General features: G+C 47.1%; 1 rRNA gene. It reads left to right on the top strand.

Annotated features, from left to right (window positions below):
* Positions 1-133 precede the first annotated feature (133 nt).
* Positions 134-249 (top strand): 5S ribosomal RNA (gene rrf, locus M3166_RS19230).
* The last annotated feature ends 6 nt before the right edge of the window (positions 250-255 follow it).

Genomic DNA, 255 nt, shown 5'->3' with positions numbered 1-255 from the left:
GATAGGTTCGAGGTGGAAGTGCGGTGACGCATGCAGCTGACGAATACTAATCGGTCGAGGACTTAACCACATTTTATTGCGCAATTCAATGAAACGTTTATCCAGTTTTGAAAGAATGAAATTCTTTCAATAGTGAAGTGATGATGGCAAAGAGGTCACACCCGTTCCCATACCGAACACGGAAGTTAAGCTCTTTAGCGCCGATGGTAGTTGGGGGCTTCCCCCTGTGAGAGTAGGACGTCGCTTCGCACATGT

Source organism: Solibacillus isronensis, from assembly GCF_023715405.1.
GTDB classification, from domain to species: domain Bacteria; phylum Bacillota; class Bacilli; order Bacillales_A; family Planococcaceae; genus Solibacillus; species Solibacillus isronensis_B.
The sequence above is the reverse complement of the archived record's forward strand: the minus strand, read 5'-3'. Positions and strand labels throughout refer to the sequence as shown.